Annotated in this window: 5 protein-coding genes and 1 pseudogene; all 6 read right to left on the reverse strand. The window is 60.1% G+C overall.

Translation table 11 applies throughout. The features are described 5' to 3' along the window. Window positions 1–46: 46 nt before the first annotated feature. A complete protein-coding gene (locus tag IEV83_RS19920) occupies window positions 47–682 on the reverse strand; it encodes a hypothetical protein (RefSeq protein WP_181762093.1) in 636 nt (211 codons plus the stop codon). Then, the gene (locus IEV83_RS19925) at window positions 675–1,646 is read right to left on the reverse strand and encodes a hypothetical protein (RefSeq protein ID WP_181762092.1); all 972 of its coding nucleotides are present in this window, start codon (window positions 1,644–1,646) and stop codon (window positions 675–677) included. The genes IEV83_RS19920 and IEV83_RS19925 overlap by 8 nt, the downstream gene beginning before the upstream one ends. Before the next feature lie 135 nt (window positions 1,647–1,781). Next, window positions 1,782–3,101 carry an HlyD family type I secretion periplasmic adaptor subunit gene (locus IEV83_RS19930; protein ID WP_181762091.1) on the reverse strand — a complete coding sequence of 440 codons (1,320 nt, stop codon included), beginning with the start codon at window positions 3,099–3,101 and terminating at the stop codon, window positions 1,782–1,784. Window positions 3,102–3,105: 4 nt separating this feature from the next. Then, window positions 3,106–4,821 (reverse strand): type I secretion system permease/ATPase, encoded by a 1,716-nt coding sequence (locus IEV83_RS19935; protein WP_209003264.1) that lies wholly within the window; start codon window positions 4,819–4,821, stop codon window positions 3,106–3,108. Window positions 4,822–4,914: 93 nt separating this feature from the next. Then, on the reverse strand, window positions 4,915–19,320 hold the full coding sequence (locus tag IEV83_RS19940) for a tandem-95 repeat protein (RefSeq protein WP_244628269.1): 14,406 nt from the start codon (window positions 19,318–19,320) through the stop codon (window positions 4,915–4,917). An 18-nt stretch (window positions 19,321–19,338) separates the two neighbouring features. Next, window positions 19,339–19,581 (reverse strand): annotated as a pseudogene (locus tag IEV83_RS20445) (hypothetical protein); the annotation flags it as partial. Window positions 19,582–19,602: the final 21 nt, after the last annotated feature.

Here is a 19,602-nt window from a genome sequence, read left to right on the forward strand (position 1 = left end):
CGAATGGACCACAACGTGAACGGCGCTAGCCTATGAACGGGTACATTCAGGGGAGCAGGTCAGTTGCCTGAGCACAATGGTAAAGCGCAAGAAGTTCCAACGCAGTTTGCTGGGGACGTTCGGCTTCTTTAAGCCAATCGACCTCCGCCAATCGCTGCAGGTTCCGCAGCTCATTGAGACAACTGCGCGCATTTTCGACGTCACCCCGTCCCGATTGGCGCGCGACGAGCATCAGAGCGCGAGAAACCGCTTCCCTGACACGACTAGGCCATCCTTGATCGGAGGACGCGGCAAGATCGATGATTGCCGAAATGGGACCGAGCCTAAGGACGTGCCGCAGCTCAGTCGGACGCCTAGCCCATAACGCCGACGTCGACATCAGGAACAGGTCGCGAAGTTCGACCGGGCGATGCGGATATGCTGTCACGACATAGGCCAACCAACGATCGAAAACCCGACTAGCCGGTTCGACTTGATTGGAAGTGGCGAGGTTCGCGACGTCAGGTTCCAGTCCGGAAACCCACTTCTCGTAACCCAGCATAGACCCGAGTTTAAGCTGAACGAGCTGCTCAGAATCGGGACGTTCGTAGTTATTGAACGATGACTGGAAGGCACTGTCATCGAAGTGTGAGACCAGCCCCTCCAGGTATTCCTCATCGAAGATGGGCGTCACGTCAGTCATTACTACGGGCTTTATCCATTGCCGCTCGACCGAAAGCGTTGAGTTCAGTGCCAAGCGAGAGAGTCATGCCACGGGCTTTCGCATGCAAGTAGGAAATTGTCGCATCCCTTAGCGATTGAAGGTCAGCGAGGTCTGCCTCTACCTGACCACGGACGATAACGGGAGACAGGAGTGTATTCGGTATCATACCCATGGTTTCGAGTTCCGATACCATTCCGAGTAACATCGCCGCGTATTCGGTGCCTTGGCACCTGACCACACACGCCATCAAGAAGTCGTTCAGCTTTGCCTTGTCGGCGACGGCCTTTCCGCACTCGACCACCAGCTTGGCTGCCTCCCCCGGTGGTCTTGTCCGGTCGTCGGTGCCCTTAACCTGAATAAGGACTAAGCAAAGGCCGTCCGAGGAGGTCAGCGCCACAGTCCAGCCATCGAAGCCCAATATCGGCTGGACGCGGTTCGGCTTTGCGGCGTGCAACGCAGGTGGAATCTCAAAACCATAGACCTTAGCGAGCGCAGCACGGGCAATGAGTTCCGCCGTCTCAGATCGATAATTTGCGAGCTGTGGCGGCTTGCGGCCCTCTCTGTCCGGGTCCGGAATGGACTTCCTGAATGCAGCCATAATTGCTTCGGTGTCAAACGATCCCGCGAGCCCTTCTGCGGGTTCCGGCAACGAAATCGCTGCCTCCTCGGCAATGCGGCGGATTTCATCTTCCCCGTAAGCTTGACGTATTACCTCTACCGCATGGACCAACAACGCGTCGTCGTCATTCGCGAGATCGCAAGTCTCCTTCACCACGACCCAGTGGTGGCCGTCCGCATCCTCCGTCAGCACGTTATTGGAATAGATCAGCGCTTCATCCTCCTGCTGCATTCGATACCCATGGGAAGGATTAACAGTCAACAACGTAGGATTGACAAATTTTCGATTACGCGTACAGAGAAAATACGCAAGAACAATCATCACTCCGTAGCATGAGCTCTCAATTGCACTTCACAAGGCGGCTTGACGCCCAAAACTCCCATATTCCGATCAGTTTCTGTATATGGGCGACTAAATATCAAATGTCCGCCCTTTAAATTGCTGTGTTGAGAGCTGGCTTTACTCTTCCCGGAAGGCGCGGTTCACCTGTTCCGTAAAGGGTTTCACCAGATAGGACAGGACCGTGCGCTCGTCTGTCTGCAAAAACGCTTCCACCGGCATCCCGGGCAGCACTTCCAGGTCTCCCAGACGGTTCAGCTGTTCAACTGGCGAAGCGACCAAAACCCGATAAAAGGATGCGCCGGAGGCTTCGTCGACCACCGCATCGGCGGAGATATTCACGATCGCACCGGTCAGTTCCGGCGTGGTGCGCTGATTGAAGGCCGACAGGCGGATGCGGGCGGACTGGCCGATAAACACCTGATCGATGGCGGACGGATCGACCCGGGTTTCGAAGACGATGCCCCTGCCCGACGGGATCACCTGTAGGATAACCGCGCCCGGCGCCACCACGCCGCCGATCGTCACCACCTGAATTTCGTGAATGATGCCGTCGACCGGGGATCGGATTTCGACCCGTTCCAGCTGCTTGACGGTCGACAGGATCTGCTGGGTCATTTCCTCGATGGAGGTGTTGGTCTCGCGCAGTTCGGTCACCGCCTCCTCGCGCACCTGGCGTTCGGCGAGCAAGATTTCCAGCTCAGTGTCGCGGATCGAATTGGCAATGCGGGCGAGTTCCGCCTCGTGTTCGCCCAGTTGCCCGATCAGGTCGGAGCGGCTGCGCTGCATGCTGAGGACCTGGCTCTTGCGGATATGGCCGAGCTTGCTGAGCTTGACCATGCCCTCCAGCTCGCTCTCAAGCGACGTCAGTTGGTCCTTCTTGGCGGCCACCAGCGCGTTGATGCCGACGATCTGGTTCTCGTACTGGCGGACCTTTTCCTCCAACTGCTCGCGGCGCCCCAGTTGCACGTCGCGCCGGGAATTGAAGATCGCCGTCTGGCCGCGTCGGACAGCGTCCAGATCGCGGCCGTCGAGGGCGTGAATATCGTCGTCATAGACGATGGCCTCCACGCCGCTCTGTTCGGCTTCGAGCCGGTCACGCAGCGCCGCCGCATTGGCAAGCCGGGCGTGGTAGATCTGCAAGTTGGCGCGCAGCATCGTTTCGTCGAGGCGGACCAGCACCTGGCCGGCCTTCACCCGGTCGCCATCCTGCACCAGGATTTCCCGGACGATGCCGCCATCCAGATGCTGGACAGTTTTTGGTTTGCCCTGCACCGTTACCCGGCCGATCGCGATGACCGCGCCGTTGATCAGGGTGAAATGCGCCCACAGCAGCGCACCGGCGACAAGACAGACACTGGCCAGCGCGCCGACGATCCCAAGGGTGCGCAAGTCGGTCTTGACCTCTGGGCGAGGCATGGTGGATGTGATCGCCGTCATCGCCTCAAACCGCCTCCGCAGCTGAAGGAGGTGCCGGCCGGGTCGCCCGGCGCAGCACTTCCGATTTATTGCCGAAATCCACCACCCGGCCGTCATTCAGAACCATCAGCTTGTTGACCGCCGCGATCGCGCTCGGCCGATGCGCCATCACCACAACGGTGCTGCCCGCCTCGCGCATCCGCGCGATTGCCTGCGACAATGCTTCGTCGCCGTCCGCGTCAAGGTTGGAATTGGGCTCGTCCAGCACCACCAGCTTTGGCATTCCATAAAGAGCCCGCGCCAGTCCGATACGTTGGGTCTGCCCTCCGGACAGGATCGGGGTGCCATATTCCAGGTGCGTGTTGTAACCGTCCGGCAATTTGAGGATCATTTCGTGCACACCGGCCAGTTTCGCCGCCGCGATCAGGTCTTCATCGGCAGCGTTCGGATCGAAGCGGACAATGTTATCGCGAATGGTGCCGGCAAGGAGCTCCAGGGTCTGCGGCAGGTAGCCGATGAAGCGTCCCAGAACCTCCGGCGCCCACTGATCCAGCGTCGCGCTGTCGAGACGGATTTCGCCGGCATCCGCCCGCCAGGCGCCGACTAGCAGCCGTGCCAGCGAACTTTTTCCGGAGGCCGATGGGCCGATCACTCCGAGGGCATCTCCAGGAACGAGATCGAAGTTAACCTCCTGAAGGATCGGGGGACGTTCGGCCCGGCCGGCCTGGCCTGGGGCGGACTTGGTCAGCCCGCGCACGAAAATCTTGCCCTCCGGATCGGGCAGTTCCACTCGTTGGACCTCCGCCGCGCTGCCGGCCATGGACAATTTCAGCCGCTTATGCGCTTCACGCGCGCGCACAACATTGCGCCACTGGCCGATGACCTGGTCGACCGGCGCCAGCGCCCGGCCCGCGATGATCGACGTCGCCACGATCATGCCCGGAGAGATTTCCTGTTTCAACGCCAGGTAACCGCCAAGCGCCAGCAGCGCCGACTGCAGCAGCGGCCGGAACGCCTTAGAAAACGCGGCATAGATTTCGGTGCGTTCGCCGGCGGTCTGACCGGTTGCCAGGCCAGCGCCATGCATGGTCCTCCAGTGCCCGCGCAGTTTGTGCGCCATGCCAAGCGGGATCAGGGCGTTGCTGTTCCGGTGAATCTGGTCGGTGAAATAGGTTTCCGCGCTGTCCATGCCCATTGCCTGGGCGAAGCGCTGCTTCGTCGCGAACTGGTTTGCCAGCGCCAGGACCGTGACCACCACCGCGCCGGCGAGCGCCAGAACGCCGAGCCAGGTGTGAATGAAAAAGACGATGGTCAGGTAGAACGGAATCCAGGGCATGTCGAAGAAGCCGGTCATTGCCGGACTGGACAGGAAGCCTCTGACAGTGGCCAGATCGTTCAGCGGCCGCGCCACCGTTCCGTGGGCGGTGAGACCCGAACGCAGCCAGATATCGAAACCATCCGGCGCAGCCATCTTGTCCAGCCGATAGGCGGCCCGGGACAGCATGCGATTACGCAGGAGGTCGTAGACTCCCAAGAAAAAATAGGCCAGCACCGTGATCAGGAACAGCCCCTGCAGCGTGGCGACCGACCCGCTGGACATGACCCGGTCGTAGAGCTGCAGCATGAACAGCGGACCGGTCAGCATCAGGAGATTGACCGCCGCGCTAAACAGCCCGACGACAGCAAGCGTGGGATAGAGGCGCCGCAGCGCCTGCAGATAGCCGTTTTTATCCGGGGGCATGGCTGGTTGCATTGTTTTTATCTGTTTCACATTCCCCGGAATCGACTGGCGTTCAACCGAAACCGTTTGAACGTCAGTCGATTGATCCGGATTCTAGTAGAAAGTGAACTTGTCGTCGTCCAAAGCGGCAAGTCGCGTTCCGGCGAGGAAAAACTCGTCGCCGTTGCCGAAATCGAACAGCACACCACCACCAGTATTGCTGCCGTACTGAATCAGGTCCGCGAAGCTCTCGACGCCGTTCACCGACAGGGCCACCTCGTCCCCGGCAATGTAGCTGCGCCGGAAGCTGCCGAAGAGCACGTCACGGCCATCGCCGGTTTCGTAGTAGAACGTGTCCGTCCCGGCGCCGCCGAACAGCAGGTCGTCACCTGCGCCGCCGCGCAAGCTGTCTTGGCCGCCATTGCCGAACAGGATGTCATTGCCTTCGCCGCCCACTAGCGTGTCCGCTCCGCGGCCGCCGAACAGGATGTCGCTGCCGGCACCGCCGTCGATATAGTCATCGCCGGAGCCGCCGAATTCGACGTCGCTGCCGGCACCGCCGATGATGATGTCATCATAGGGATTGGTGACATTGACCGATACGGTCGCTGTTGCGGTCGCGCTACCGTCGGAAACGGTGTAGGTGAACTGGTCGGTGCCTTCGAAATCCATCCCAGGCGTATAGGTGACAATGCCATTTTCGAACCGTGTTTCGCCATTGCCGGCGGCCGACACGGCAGTCACGGTCAGCGTGTCGCCATCCGGATCGCTGTCATTGACCAGAAGCGCTTCGACCGGCAAAGCCAGAGTGAACCCGACTTCCGCTTCGAAAACGTCATCCGTGGCCACGGGAGCCGAATTTCCGTTTTCGAAGGTAAGCGTGAACACGTCGCTGACTTCGCTGCTGCCGTCGGTTGCCTTCAGCAAGATATCCAGCGACCCGGCCGCGTCTGACGGCGCTGTCCCCGAATAAGTGACACCGTCGAACACCAGCCACGACGGCAATGCGGACCCGTCCGCAAGTGTCGAGGCAAAGGCCAGGGTATCGCCGTCATCGTCGATGAAGAGATCCGTTTGCGCCGTGAGGACGAAGGGTGTCCCGGTTTCAAGGACATTGCCGTCGTCATCCGTGGTCTTGTCGTCCAGCGGTGCGGTAAGCTCGGGGGCGTCGTTGACCGGATTGACCGTCAGCTTGAAGACGTCCGACACCGACAGGGCGCCGTCGGAGGCGGTCACCCTGATGTCCAGAACACCAGTGAAGTCCTGCGGCGGCAGGCCGGACAGCTGCAGCAGGTCGATATCGGCATTCAACCATTGCGGCAACGCGGATCCATCTGCTAACGAGATCGAGTAACTCAGAGCGTCGCCGTCGACATCGCTGAAGAGACTTCTCTGAAGTTCCACAACAAAGGCCTCGTCTTCGTTCACATAGCGATCGGAGAAGGGCATGGAGATCATCGGCGCATCGTTCACAGGATCGACCACAAGGTCAAACTCCGCAGCATGGCTCAAGGTCCCGTCGGTCGCGACAACCGCAATTGCAACCGTTCCCGCGAAGTTCGCTGGCGGCGTGCCGGAAAACCGGCGCGTGGCCGCATCGAACTGTAGCCAGGCCGGCAGGGCCGCGCCAGAAGCCCGTGTCGCAGAGAAGGTCAGATTGTCTCCGTCGACGTCCGCGGCAATATCTGAGGCCAGCGTGAAATCGATCGGCGTGTCCTCATCGACATGCCTATCCTCCAACGGTCTCACGGTCGGCCGGTCATTGACTGCAGCCACATTGATTGTCAAAGACGCGCTGTCTGTCAGTTCGCCGTCGCTGACGGTGTAGGCGAGCTGCACTTCGCCGTTCAGGTTCTCCGTAAAGCTGATCACCACGTTGCCGTTGCCGTCCAGCGCAGCCGAGTAGCCTTCGCCGGAAGAAACCTCAGTGATCAGCAGAACGTCGCCGTCCGGATCCGCATCGTTGTCCAGTAGCTGCTGAAGCGGCAGGACGAGGACTTCGTCTTCGAGTGCGTCAACCATGTCGTCCGCAGCCACAGGCGCGTCATTGACAGCCTCAACACCAACAGTGACCGTCGCCGTCGAGGACACCTCACCGTCTGAGACCGTGTAGCTGAAGCTTGCCACGCCGTGGAAGTCCGGCGCCGGTGTGAACATCACATCGCCGTCGCCGTTCAGCGCGACGCTGCCATTGACCGCATCTTGGACGGAGACCAGCGTCAGCAGGTCGCCATCCGCGTCCTGGTCGTTGGCAAGAAGTTCAGCCGCCGCGATCACGACCGTGCCGTCTTCACTTGTGCCCACCGGACCGTCGGCCGCCGCCACAGGCGCATCGTTCACTGGCGTGATCGTCAGTGTAAACGTGCCGCTCACTTCGAGTGCGCCGTCGGACGCCGTCACCCGCACTTCCAAAGCGCCGGTGAAGTCCTGCGGCGGCGTGCCGGTAAAGGACCCGGCATCCGCATCGAACATCAGCCAGGCCGGTAGCGCCGAGCCATCGGCAAGCGCCGCCGCTAGTGTCAGCACATCGCCATCCTCGTCCGTGAAAGCATCCGCCGGCAGCTGGAAGCTGACCGCGCCGTCTTCCGTCGAGGACAGGTCGGGAAGCGGGGTGGCAACCTCCGGAGCATCATTGACACCCTGCAGATCGATCGACACCGTCGCGGTATCCGTTGCCCCGGATACGTCCTGCAAGGTGTATTCGAAACGCGCAGCGCCCGCGTAATTCTCTGTCGGCGTGAAGAGGATGTTTCCGGCACCGTCGAGACTTGCCGTGCCGCCCTCTGCGTTCTGAACGCTCACGATCGAGATATTGTGCCCGTCGACATCGCCGTCATTTGCCAGCAGCGACTGAACGGGAATGACGAGCACCTGGTCTTCGGTTCCGGACACCTGGTCGTCCCCGGCGGTCGGATCGTCATCCTGCGGCAGCACGTCGACATAAACCGTGGCGCTGACGGCGGGACCGTTTCCATCAGTGATGGAGTAGGTGAACGTCATCCGGCCATTGACGTCCGCCGCCGGTGTGAAGCGGATCGTGTCCCCATCCAGTTGGACCGCCCCCGTCACGCCGACAAAACTGATGGCATCGCCATCGGGATCGACATCGTTGGCCAAAAGGTCCGCGATCGCAATGTCGACAAAGCTGTCTTCATTGATCGTAAATCCGTCGTCGGAAACCGCGATCGGCAGGTCCTGCCCTGGCGTTATCGAGATGGAGACAAACCCGATATCCGTCCCGCCGTTGCCGTCTGAGACTTCATAGGCGAAACCGGCATTGCCGAAGTAATCGGCTCTTGGCGTGAAGACAGCCTGACCATCGACAATCTCCACGGTCCCGTTGACCGGATCGAGAACACGCGAGACGAAAAGGCTGTCGCCTTCCACATCCGTGTCGTTGACGAGCATCTGGGCAAGATCGATCGAGAAGGTCTGGTCTTCCTCGATCGTGTAACCACCGTCGTCAACAGCTTCCGGCGCATCGTTCACCGGTGCAAAATCGACAATCACGTTGCCGGTCTGCTCGGAGTTCAGCCGTCCGTCGGTGATGGTGTAGGTGAAGCTGATCTCACCGGTGAAATTACCCCGTGGCGTGAGCGCATAGGAGCCATCCGGCAGCTTCAGGACCGTGCCGCCTTCATTGTCCGTGCTGAAGGAGACAAAGGAGATCTCGTCACCGTTCGGATCGTAGTCATTGCCCAGAATGTCCTCGAGCGTGACTGAGAACGGCGTGTCCTCGATGCCTTCGAAGCGGTCAACAACCGTCACCGGCGCAGCGTTGTCCGCGGCGACATTGATGGTAACCGTGCCAGTGTCCTCACCGTCCTGATCATCGGTCACCACATAGTCGAATGTGGCAACGCCATCGAAATTGTGGTCGGGCGTAAAGACGATTTCACCGTTGACCAGTTCGACAGTGCCATTCACGGCATTGAGAACGGAAGATACCCGGAGCGTGTCGCCGTCCACGTCCACGTCATTGGCGACAAGAGCAGCCTGCCGCATCGTAAGCGACGTATCCTCGACGCCATCGAACGTATCATCCGCAGCGATCGGTGGATCGTTTGCCGGCAGCACGTTGATGGTGACCGTCCCGGTGTCCGTTCCCTGCGCATTGTCCGTCAGGTCGTAGTCGAAGGTAACCGGTCCGGAATATTCCGGCTCGGCCGTATAAACGAACGTGACGCCGTCATTGCCGTTGATGGCGAGATCCTGGAAGGTCTCTACATCGCCGTCCTGGCCCGTGCGTACGACGCGCAGGACCAGCGTGCCGGCAAAATCAACCGGCGGCGTTCCGCGAAGGGATCCCGTGGCCTCGTCCACGCTCAGCCAGTCCGGCAGGGCCGAGCCGTCCTGCAATTCCACCAGATAACTGCCACCGGGTTCGCCCGGAAGATCGAAATTCACTTTCGGAATACGGATTTCGAGCGTGCCCGTCGAAGGCTGGCGGATTGCAATGACGTGGATCGGATCGCCGTCGTCGTCACCGTCATTGGCAAGCAGATCGGCCAGGGTGAATTCGATCTGACCGTCTTCCAGGACCTCAAAACTGTCGTCATTGGCATCCGGCAGTTCCGGCTGCGCCTCCACGTTGATCACAATGATTGCGGGCTCCGCCGAGACGGCTCCCTTGGTGTCGCGGGCCGTGTACTCGATCGCAAACGCTCCGTTGAAATCCTCGGGCGTGACGAGATCGATCAGTTCCTCGAATACGGTGACGGTAAATCCGCCAGCATTCGTGAGCTCGAGCGCCTCGTCGACAACGATGTCCTGGATCAGCGCAAAACCCGGCTGCCCGGTTTGCACAGACGCACCGATATCGACGCGGACGGAGATCGTTCCAACATATTTCTCCGGCGGTGTTCCGGTGAAGGTCAGTGTATCCGGATCGAAGGCAAGCCAATCCGGCAGCGGCGTCAGATCGGCTTCCTGCGCCGTGACAACCGCATCGTCGGCGATTCCGAGCGTCCGCAGACCCTGCGCTGCAAAATAGGGCTCGTCATCAAAGAGCGCATTGATTGCCGGATCGATCGGCTGTGCCGGATCAATGCGAACCTCGATCTCGTAAGGCGCCTTGGCCGCATCATCAGGTGTAAAACGGACCCGCACCCGCGCAATGGACTCGTCCGCGTCCGGCGCAATGCCGGTGAGGGCGAACTCCTGCGTTTGCGGGCCGAATTCCAGCCAGCCGGGAAGAGGATGGCCGGTCCACATATCGGCAGACCAGGTTCCCGCGCCGCCCACAAGTCCGATCAGGTCGGCTTCATAGGCAAGACCGTCCGCGAGCGCGGCTGCGTCTGCAGGTTCGATAGTGAGTGCATCTTCATAGACGGCGACTTCGCCGCTGTCCGGATCCGTGTAGGTGAACTGAAGCGTTACGTCGAAGGCCTCTGGTGCCGGTTCCGGCATCGTGCCGGTGAAGGTCAACGTAGCGGCGTCGAAGGTCAGCCAGGCCGGAAGATCGGATCCGTTGTCGAGAGTGGCGCGGATGCTTGTATTAGCCGCATCGATCACCGGATTGTCGAGGCTCGAGTCCGCCGTCAGCTCCGCCCGGTTGGTGAAATCGTTTTCCAGAACACCGATGAACCGGGCACTTTCGAAGAAGATGACATCGCCGTCGGGCTCAAGGTCATTGGCAAACGCCTCGCCCGGGATGACCGTGATGGGCAAGTCCTCGACACCTTCGACAACATCATCGCGCAACTGCGGAGCGTCGTTGTCGGGCACGATCGAGATGGACACGAAGGCCGTGTCGATGCCCGGATAGTTCGTATCGAGGTTCTTCCCGTCGGTCACCGTATAAGTGAAGCCGGCCAGACCATTGTAGTCGGCCCGGGGCGTGAAGACGATCATGCCGTCGTCGTTGAATGCCACCTTTCCGTTCAGCGGGAATGGTTCCAGTTCGAGGATCGACAGAGGATCACCCTCCGGATCGCTGTCATTGGCCAAGAGATCTGCGGGATCAATGATCAGCACCTGATCTTCGATGGTCTCAAAACCGCTATCGTTTCTGGCAACGGGCGGGTCATTGAGCGGAATGACACGAATCTCCACGGTGCCGTTGGCGGTAGCGCCAAGCTCGTCGCGAACGGTGTAGGTGAAGGAGGCATCCCCCAGTGCGTCCGCCGCAAAACGAACATAGACAGCGTCCGCGGGATCAGAAACGGGCGAAAGATCGCCCGCGAGCAGCTCAATGGTGCCATTCTCGGCGTTGAAGGCGGTGACGAAGAAGATATCGTCGCCCTCGACATCGGTGTCATTGCCGATCAGGCGCGACACCTCGATCAGTTCGGGCCGTCCCAGGCGGACGGTGGCCCCATCCCCGATCGGCTGCGGCGCATCGTTGACGGCCAGGAAGTTGAGCTCCACCTGAGTGGTTGCAGTTTCGCCATTGCCGTCCGAGATGGTGTAGGTGAAACCGGCAAAGCCGTAGTGATCTGCGTTTGGCCTGAAGTGGATCTCGTTGCCCTGGACCGTAACAAGGCCGTTGGACGCATTGGTGAGGGCGGACGGATAGAGCGGATCGCCATTCTCATCCAGCGCCGGTCCAAACAACGCGCTTTCGACGGTCAGCGTATCTCCGTCCACATCGAAATCGTTGCCCAGGATATCGTCCAGCGGAATGACCAGTACCGTATCTTCAACGCCGATGAACACGCCGTCATCAGCCGCAACCGGAGCATCGTTGACCGGCAGCACGTTGACCTCGGCCCGAGCCGTGGATTCCCGCCCGAACGTGTCGCGCACGGTGTAGTCAAAAAATGCGTCGCCGTTGAAGTCCTGATCGCCGAGGAAGGTAACGGTGCCGTCCACATTGAGTGTCGCGCTGCCGCCGGAGACATCGCTCACCGCAACAATCTCCAAAGCATCCGTATCTTCCGTTGCATCGTTGCCGGTCAGCCGGTCAGGCGTGATCACCAGGGCCACGTCTTCGTCTGCGAACCGGATGATGTCGTCCTGGGCGTTGAACCGGCCCGCCCGGATCAGGGTATCGATCTGGTCTCTGTCCCACACCGTGCCGTTGCCGAACGCAATCTCCTCAATGCCGGTTTCCCGGCCAAGGAAATGATCGGCGACGCGAACCGTGTCTGTCAGGATTCCGCCGGCTTGCTCGAACTCGATCAGCAGGTCATCGCCTTCCCACAGGAGGCTGACATCCGCTGGACGGATCTCATCTGCGAGGGAAAGCCGGTCAACATCGGCAAGGTCGCCATTTTCCTGGATGACGTCTTCACCGTCATCAAAGCCGAAACGGTAAGTATCCGAACCGGCCCGGCCCGAAAGAATATCGTTGCCCAATCCGCCGGCGAATGTCTCAGCAGAGCTGCCGCCAGAAATCACATCGTCATGGACGGACCCGAGAATTTGCTCGATGCTGATGAGATGGTCGCCTGTGGCCTCGCCGGCACTGCCGGAGCCCGCTTCGAGATCGATGGCGACCGCTTCGTTTGCCTCGGAATAATCGGCAGTGTCAAACCCTCCGCCACCGTCGATGATATCAGCACCACGCCCGCCCATGAAGACATTGTCGAAGCTATCTCCGATCAGCGTGTCATCATGGAAACTGCCGACAATCAGCTCGATGGACGAGAACGTGTCGCCAAGGGCGTCGCCGCCACCGGCGCTGCTATCCGTCAGATTGACGGTCACGCCGCTGTCGGACAAGGTGTATTCAACCCGGTCGACGCCTTCGCCACCCTCCAGAATGTCCGCGCCGCGTCCCCCAATCAGGATGTCGTTGCCCGCGCCACCGATCAGGCGGTCGTTGCCACGTCTGCCGACAAGCCGGTTGTCGCCCCCATCCCCTTCCAAGACGTCGTTGCGATCGGACCCGGTCAGGTTCTCGATCGCGTTAAGCGTATCGCCTTCGGCATCGCCTCCGGAGGCCGTCCCGGCTGCCAGGGACACCTGGACCGCTTCGGCCGATACCGCATAGTCCGCGGTGTCATTACCTTCGCCGCCGTCCATAAGGTCGGCGCCGAGACCGCCAAGCAGCCGGTCGTCCCCTGCCCCGCCAAGCAGAGTGTCGTCCCCTTCGCGGCCGTCCAGAAGGTCGTTGCCGCCGAGACCCGTCAATATGTTGACGCCCGTATCGCCGAGCAATTCATCGGCATAGATCGTACCGGAAAGCGCTTCGACATCCACATAGATATCGCCCTGCGCAAATCCGCCCTGGCCGATGCGGGCCGCAAGGTCCGCACGAACCCCGACGTTGGAGCCCTCGAATGTTACCGTGTCGAACCCGGCGCCGCCGTCGATCTGGTCGGCCCCGTCGCCGCCGTTGATAAGGTCGTTGCCTTCCCGGCCGAACAGGTCGTCATCGCCCGCAAGCCCGAGGATCGTTTCCGCCAGATGTGTGCCGATGACGAGATCGCGCCTGTCCGAACCGGTCAACGTGTCGAGATGCTGGTCGGAGATCAAGGCAACCACCGTGCCGTCATCCTCCGCGCCTTCGATATCCGCGATGGTGTAGTCGAGCGATACTTCCCCGGAGAAGCCCTGCTCGTATTCAACGACCACGAACTCGTCGTTGTAGATCGAATAGGTGCCGTCCGACAGGAACCGGATGCCTTCGAAACTAAATTCGGACGCGTCATTGTCCACGTCCTCGTCATTGGCAAGCAAGTCGGAAATGCGCAGCACCAGCGGTGCGTCGAGGCTGGTCGCGCCGGCGTCATGGTTGGCGGTCGGCGCGTCATTGACGGGAATGATATTCACGCGAACGCGGGCGGTATCCGAGCCGTCTGCGTTGTCGGTCACCGTATAGGAGAATTCGCTGGTCTGGTTGGAGTTGAGCGCCGGTGTGAAAACGATGTCGCCGTCGTCATTGAGGCGAACGCTTCCCTTGAACCCAAGCGAGCGGGTGACGGAAATGATTTCAAGCGGATCGAGATCGATATCCGTGTCATTGCTCAACAGGGCGGGCGCGGGGATGACCGTTTCCACGTCCTCGTAGATGGTGACGACGTCGTTGGCGGCAACCGGCGGCGCATCCCCGACGGGATCGAAATACATCGTGACGGCCGCATCGTCGACCAGCCCCCCCTCGTCCCGGATGACATAGCGGAACTGTGCCTCGCCCCAGTAATCCGCATCGGGTGTGAAGATGATGTTCTCGCCCGAGATTTCCGCTGTTCCGTTCTCGGCAAAGGAAATCGAAACGAGGCTGAGATCCAGGCCCTCGATGTCCGTGTCGTTGGCCAGAAGGTCGGAAATCGCGATCGTCAGTACGATATCCTCGGTGCCGTTCAGGAAGAACACACCGTTGTCATCGTAGCTTTCGTCACGCGCACTGGGTGCGTCGTTGACCGGATCCACCTGCACATTGGCCCGGGCTTCCACCAGACCACCCTGGCCATCGTCCACCGTGTAGAAGAAATGCGCCTGCCCGTTGAAATTGGAATTGGGCGTGAAGAGGACCGTGCCGTTGTCATATAGAACCGCGGTCCCGCCATATCCGCCGCGCACGGACGAGACGACAAGCGGATCGCCGTCCCGTTCAATGTCGTTGGCGAGCAGTTCGCTGACATCCAGAAGGGTCGGTTCGTCTTCGTTGATGGTGAAGTTGTCGTCCTGCGGTTCCGGATCGTTGTTGACCGGCGCCACATCAATCTGAACCGTGGCCGTCGAACTTTCGCCGTTGCCGTCCGAGATCGTGTAGTCGAACGACGTCTGGCCGAAGAAATATGGAGCCGGGGTGACGAGGATGACACCATCATCCGTCAGTTCGACCTGCACATCCGCATTGCCGATCACAGCAGTGACCTGCAGCGTGTCGCCGTCAATGTCCTGGTCGTTGGCGAGAAGCTCAGACGCTTCAATCGAAAACGCCTGGTCCTCGTCCGTCGTGAAACCGATGTCGTTGAAAGCGGTCGGCGCATCGTTTTGCGCTGTCACATTGATGTAGACGGTTGCCTCGGTCCGGCCCCCTTCCGGGGTGTTGGCTACATACCTGAAACTTGCAAGACCGTTGAAATCGGCCGCCGGCGTGAAGCTGATCTCACCGTTGCTCGAAAGGCTGACAGTGCCGTTCTGGGCACCGAGTACCTGAGAGACGATCATCCGGTCGCCATCGGCATCGTTTGACAGCAGCCGGACGGTTTCGATTGTCAGGAAGCCGTCTTCGTCAACGTTAAAGCCTTCGTCGTCGCGTGCGGAGGCCAACGGAGAGACCCGGACGCTGACGGTGCCGGTCGCAAAACCGCCCTGCCCGTCCGCGGCCGTATAGGTGAAACTCGTCGGTCCGGTAAACCCGGCTTTGCCGGTAAAGACGATATTGCCGTTGCCGTCGATTTCAGCCGTGCCGTCAGCACCACCGTTGACCGCGATCACGAACAAGTCGTCGCCATTCGCGTCGTAATCGTTTCTGAGCAACGCTTGCGGATCGAGGAGGAGCACCTCTTCCTGCCTGACGGTAAAAATGCCGTCTTCGACCGCGACTGGTGCATTGTTCTCCAGGCGATCCAGCAGGTCTTGCTTGTTCCACTCGACATTGTCACCAAAAACGATCGTCTCAATGCCTCTGCCCGTTTCTGACAAGGCATGTTTGATGGTGATGGTGTCGTCGTTGTTGCCGGCAAAGCGGATGACAAGACTCTCGCTGCCCTTGTAGAGCCGTTCAACCGATGCTTCAGAAGACAGCAGATCGACGATCTCCAGACGATCCGACACGCTTGAGCTTTGGTCGTCGATGACATCGTGCCCGTCGCCTTGTGCAAAACGATAGGTATCGTTCCCGCTGTCGCCGATCATCAGATCGCTGCCGCCGAGGCTGAACAGCGTGTCGTCGCTTTCAAACCCGCGAATGGTTTCGGCGTTATCGGTCGCGGCGTGTTCGACTACGGCGCGGCGCATGTCGTCAATCTGCCAGACCGTATCGGTAAACTGGATCTCCTCAATGCCGATGCCGTCGTCATTGAGCGCATCCCTCACCGTGATGCGATCGCGACCATCCGGGAGGCGCAGGACAAGATCGTGCCCGTTTGCCGGACTGCGCCGTGCGTAGGCCAGATCCGTAGAGGCGATACCCGTCAGGACCAACCGGTCACCGGTTTCCGTGCCGTCGTCGACGATCAGATCGTCGCCCTCGCCAGCCTGCCAGAGATAGGTGTCATTGCCCGCACCACCGGCCAGCAAATCGTTGCCGCCGTCACCCTGGAGCGTATCGTGGCCGTCGGTCCCGATGATCTGGTTGTTGTTCTCGTCAGCAGTCCCCAGCACCAGGCGTGCCTGCACATCCGAAAACGTGAGAGTCGTTGCATCGTCGACGATCACAATCTGTTCGATCGCATCGCCGGCCGTGCCTGCCAGGGCGTTGACGACGGTTATCTCGTCGCCGTCGGCAGCGCGGATAATCAGGTCCCTGCCCTCTCGGCCGCGGCGCGTAAAGGTCAGTTCGGCCAGCGTATAACCAGCGATCTCGATAGTATCCGCTCCGTCGCCCGCGTCGCGGATCAGATCCTTACCGGCGCCTCTTTCGAAGCGGTAGACATCGTCGCCGAGGCCACCGATCAGGTAATCGTCTCCAGCAAGGCCGTTGAGCGTGTCGTTGCCGGATGTTCCTTCCAACCGGTCGTCGCCCGGTGTTGCGGTGTTGCGCGCGGCCAATGTCTCGAATTCGGCACGTGTCCAGACGGTGTCCGGATCGTCGGTGAAGGCAATGGTCTCAATGCCGTATGCACCGGCTGCCGGGAAAGACCCGCGCACCACGATACGCCCACCGTCTCCGGCGCCCGGCCAACTCTCCTGAACGATCAGCTCGAGATCGTCACCCAGCCCCCGGCGCACAATGACATCATCCGGATCGATGCCCCGGAGCTCAAGCATATCGGCGCTGCCGGCACTGTCGATAATCGCGTCAATACCGTCGCCGCGATTGTAGATATAGGTGTCGTCTCCATCCAGACCGGAGAGCGTGTCGTTCCCAAGCCCGGCTTCAATGACATCCGCTTCGCTGAAGCCAACAACCTTGTCGTCCGTAGTTGAAATTTGGCTTCCGATGATTTTCTTTCTGGTTTCCGCTACGTCCCAGACAACGTTTTCAGTCGCATCGTCGCCATCATCGAATTCGATGAACTCGAGGCTTCGCTCAAAATACCGCTCGAGGAACTGGTCGATCCGGATTTGGCCGCCATCTCCCCCCCCCGGTGCTGACTCGGCGATCGTCAGGATCAGATGGCTGCCGAATTTGCTCGCCGAGACGTCTGCCGGATCGATGCCACGCAATACGAGCCTGTCCGCAGTTCCACCAAAAGTAGCGGTTTCGCTGATGACATCGCTGCCGTCGCCCCGATTGTATATGTAGGTGTCCGAGCCGTCGCCACCGGACAGGTAGTCGTCACCTGCTCCCGACTCATAAGTGTCATCTGTGTCGAAACCTGCCGGTGCGTCGTTCCCGTCGGTGCTCGCCTGCGCAATCAGCATCGCCCGGACGTCGTCGAAGGTCCAGACCACATTCGCGGTCGCCTCGTCACCATCGTCAAACTCGATGGTTTCCAGGCTTCGGTCGAAGTTGCGCTCGACAAACTCGTCGATGCGAATCTGGCCACCATCGCCGGCGCCAGGAGCCGTCTCCGCAATCGTCAGGATCAGGTGATTGCCGAATTTGACGATGGAAATATCCGCCGGAGCGATCCCGCGCAGCACGAGCCTGTCGGCCTCTCCGCCGTAGGCCGCAGTTTCGCTGATGACAGCGTTGTCGTCGCCGCGATTGTAAATATAGGTATCCGACCCCTCGCCGCCTGCGAGATAATCGTCGCCATCGCCTGCTTCGTAGGTATCGCCGGTATCGAACCCCGGTAGGGTATCGTTACCGTCGGAGCTTGCCCGAGCAATCAGCATCGCTCGAACATCGTCGAAGGCCCAGACCACATTCGCGGTCGCCTCGTCGCCATCGTCAAACTCGATGGTCTCGATGCTACGGTCATAGTAGCGATCCAGAAAATCGTCGATGCGGATCTCGCCCCCATCTCCGCTTCCCGGCAAGGTCTCCATGATCGTCAGGATCAAGTGAGCGCCGAATTTATCGAGCGACACATCAGCCGGGTCGACGCCGCGCAAGATCAGTTTGTCTACCCCACCACCAAACGAGCCAGCTTCGCTGATGACATCCTTGCCGTCGCCGCGATTGTAAATATAGGTATCCGACCCGTCGCCGCCTGCGAGATAATCGTCGCCTACACCCGCCTCATAGGTATCATCCGTGTCGAAGCCGGGTAGAGCATCGTTCCTGTCGGTGCTTGCCTGGGCAATCAGCATCGCCCGGACGTCGTCGAAGGTCCAGACCACATTCGCGGTCGCCTCGTCACCGTCGTCAAACTCGATGGTCTCGATGCTGCGGTCGTAGTAGCGATCCAGAAAATCGTCGATGCGGATCTGGCCCCCATCTCCGCTTCCCGGCAAGGCCTCCATGATCGTCAGGATCAGATGAGCGCCGAATTTATCAAGCGACACATCAGCCGGGTCGATGCCGCGCAAGATCAGTTTGTCTACCCCGCCACCAAACGAGCCAGCTTCGCTGATGACATCCTTGCCGTCTCCCCGATTGTAGATATAGGTGTCGGAGCCGCCGCCACCTTCGATAATGTCGTCTCCGGCTCCGGCTTCATACGTATCACCGGTGGCAAATGCGGGTGGTTCGTCGTGGCCAGCGGTCTGGGCTTCAGACAGCAGCCAGGCTCTGATTTGTTCCGGCGTCCAGACCACATTGTCAGTAGCTGCGTCGCCATCGTCAAATTCAATTGTTTCGACGCCACGCTGATAGTTGCGGTCCAGAAACTGGTCCACCCGGATCTGACCGCCATCACCGGCGCCCGGTGCGGTCTCGGCAATCGTCAGGACCAGATGATTCCCCCATTTGCTGGCAGAAACCTCATCGACCCCAATGCCGCGCAGAACCAGTATGTCCGCGCTGCCACCGCTGGTGCCAGTGTCGCTGATAATGTCGGTGCCGTCCCCCCGATCATAGATATAGGTGTCGGACCCATTGCCGCCGGAGAGGGTCTCGTTGGCGCTTGTCGATTCCAGCACATCCGGGTCGCCCGAACCGGAAATATCGGTATAGGTTTCGGCAGGCAGGAGCGCTTTCACTTCGGCGATCGACAGTTCTGTGCCGTCATCGAACACCACTTTTTCAATCTGGTCGGTGGTGCTGCCATTCAGTGTATCAAGGACGAGAAGCCTGTCATCCGTTCCGGTAAAACGGATCTCAAGCGTATTGCTACCCGGCGCGTGCCGCGAGACCTGCATCTCCTGAGCGGTATAACCTTCAATCCGCAGAACATCCGTGTCTCTGTTGCCATTGTCGTCAATCGTGTCCTGGCCATCCCCCCTGCGGAAGACATAGGTGTCGCTGCCGTCCCCGCCCGTCAGATAGTCATTGCCCAGACCGCCGCTCAGCGTGTCCGCGAATTCCCCAAAACCCGTAATCCTGTCGTTGCCATCGGTCGCCTGGTCCTGATTGATCAGGGCGACAATCTGCTCTGCGTTCAGGGTTCCATCATCAAACTGGTATTGCTCCACCCGATCCCAGGCGTAGTGGCCAAGACCGTTGACGACGGTAATCTGGTCAGAGGTGCCATCAAACTTGAGAACGAGCGTGTTGTTGTCGGCAATCGACCTCTCGAAAACAACGTCCTTAAGGCTATAGCCCTCGACCTTCACAACATCAGTGTCGTATTCGCCATTTTCCCTGATGGTGTCCCGGCCATCGCCACGGTGGAAGATATAGGTGTCGGCGCCATCTCCCCCGGAGAGATAATCATCCCCCAGGCCGCCGATCAGCGTGTCCGCGAATTCCTCAAA

Origin of the sequence: Stappia taiwanensis, assembly GCF_014635285.1 — a bacterium.
Classification (GTDB): domain Bacteria; phylum Pseudomonadota; class Alphaproteobacteria; order Rhizobiales; family Stappiaceae; genus Stappia; species Stappia taiwanensis.

Bases quoted from the DNA above. Each gene is read 5' to 3' on its own strand.
- IEV83_RS19920 (WP_181762093.1), bottom strand. From the start codon at position 682: ATGACTGACGTGACGCCCATCTTCGATGAGGAATACCTGGAGGGGCTG.
- IEV83_RS19930 (WP_181762091.1), bottom strand. From the start codon at position 3,101: ATGACGGCGATCACATCCACCATGCCTCGCCCAGAGGTCAAGACCGAC.
- IEV83_RS19935 (WP_209003264.1), bottom strand. From the start codon at position 4,821: ATGCCCCCGGATAAAAACGGCTATCTGCAGGCGCTGCGGCGCCTCTAT.